This window comes from uncultured Nitrosomonas sp. (assembly GCF_902826915.1).
Lineage (GTDB): Bacteria > Pseudomonadota > Gammaproteobacteria > Burkholderiales > Nitrosomonadaceae > Nitrosomonas.
On the sequence record NZ_CADEGP010000134.1, the window covers coordinates 1 to 1642 of the forward strand.

1 protein-coding gene is annotated in these 1642 nt (G+C 49.3%); it reads right to left on the reverse strand.

Translation table 11 applies throughout. The features are described 5' to 3' along the window. The coding region (locus QZV86_RS13730; protein WP_295629307.1) for a replication endonuclease at positions 1-1570 on the reverse strand (1570 nt) is incomplete at its 3' end. Positions 1571-1642 lie beyond the last annotated feature (72 nt).

Sequence of the window (1642 nt, forward strand, 5' to 3'; positions counted from 1 at the left end):
CCTCGCTCCTTAATGTCACGTCCTCGCTGTCGACTTTGAAAAGCATCCAAACATGTTTGCGTGTGCTATAGCTTGAGCCTTTCCAAAGTATTCCGGATACGCGCAATGGTGCAGAATCGCCATAACGCCCTGTAGCCGGTGAATAGGCTTCCCTGGTCATTGGGTTGAGGTGCTTGCTTTGATCGTATAAAGGTTTGATTGCATGTGAACGGTGAGGAGTTTCGGGCTTGCCCATTGCCAGCATGAAGGCCGCCCAATCACCGGCGGTGGCAGATTGACGGATGGATTCAAGCTCGGGATCGTCGGATTTGTCGAGTTTTCTTAATTGACGCCATACGGTCACGCTTGGGCCGCCGATTTGCTGAAACTGACGAATGCCCCAGGTATTGACCCATGCGGTAATGCGCTCAGCTGCTTTTGCAGCATCATTGCCGTACAAATCCTGATCGAGTGCAAAGCCGTCTATGTTTTTGGAAATGTACTTTGCAATGTAACCCACGGCCGAGCCTTTCGCTGGATCAATCGGCTCCGCTTTGAAACGGCGCTCTTGCGCTCCTGGTTCGTTGCCAGTATCGAGAAGGGCGTAATGACGCATGACTTTCCTAACCGCTTCACGATGTTTTTCCGGCATGAATAATAATAAGTGCCAATGCGGTGTGCCGTCGTGGTGGGGTTCGACTACGCGGAAGCCATAGGGCTGAATACCCTGGCGATGCAATTCAGCGCGAATTAAAGACCAAATATGGGTGAGGTATTCGTGCGCTTGTAATACGCTAGTTCCATCATAGCGGGGATTGGTTGCGCCATGATGCAAACAGGCATGCATGCGCGAAGGGGTGGTTACGGTATAGAATTCACCCACATGACCCAGATGATCGGCAACCATTTCAAAACCTCGGATACGTGTCATCAATTCAGCACGGCGAATTGCTGGATTGGATACCGAACGATCGGCTAGGTTCTGCAGGGAAAAAAGATCACCATTTTCATTACTTACAAAGGTAGAGGCCAGATAGAGCCGATTTCTTTCCTTTTGTTTGCGCTTAACATGAATCGTGTAGTCGCTGGCATATGTGCCACGTAGGCGGCTGACCAGCTCGATATTTCTGGAAATGGTCTCAATCTTGCGCAATCGCAATATCTTGATTCTACGAAACCACCAGTGATGGCAGCACATGCGATTCAGAGCCGGTTCCAGATTATCGCCTTTGATGGATGGCCGCTTGACTTGATAGTGATCGACAATGCGCAAGCATGCCTGATACGCATCAGAAGGGGATTTAGTGCGGTTGCGTGCCAGATAACATTTTTCTGCATAACGACGGGCGGCATTGAGCAATTCTTCATGATCAGCGCATAGATTAAGATCTTCAATGCGTAGCTGATTATAAATATCTTGCAGCTCATGGTTTGCTTGCTCGAAACTGGAACGTTCAGCAGCTTTGATGTAGTGAGCCGCCAAATCTCCGGCAATCGGGGAAAGCTCAGTGAAAATATGTTGCCGGATGCGGCGACAATTTTCTGTTCCATAGGCTGCGGTAAGATTGTCGGCATAAATGACTTGTGGCAAATTTGTGTCATTTTTGTGCCACAACCGAGGCCTATGGAGACCAACCGAGACTAATGGGGGATTTGTGAGACT